Annotated in this window: 1 protein-coding gene; it reads left to right on the top strand. The window is 55.6% G+C overall.

The genetic code is table 11. From position 1 onward, the window contains the following. On the top strand, window positions 1-259 hold a 259-nt coding region (locus tag QN347_RS20235; protein ID WP_323494465.1), incomplete at both ends, for a hypothetical protein.

Genomic DNA, 259 nt, shown 5'->3' with positions numbered 1-259 from the left:
GACCATCTCACTGCATTCAGCGAAGTCGGTTTCTCTGTTTCACAGCGCGTCTATCGTTCCCCCGCACCCGGCATGAACGGCCTTTCCCCGACGACCAACTTTCTACTCGGCGGACTTGCGGCGCCATTCCAAGCAATCTTACCTGTTGGGCACCCAGATAATCCTCACAGCGATGCCCGCAGCGCCATCATGTATCGCTTTGAGAATATCAAAGGCGGCACCGATTTAGAAAACCGTAACATCCGCGCCGTAGCAGGAC

Origin of the sequence: Sphingomonas sp. 10B4, from assembly GCF_035019905.1 — a bacterium.
GTDB lineage: Bacteria > Pseudomonadota > Alphaproteobacteria > Sphingomonadales > Sphingomonadaceae > Sphingomonas > Sphingomonas glacialis.
Note: the sequence above shows the minus strand (reverse complement) of the source record. Positions and strands in the feature narration are given on the sequence as shown.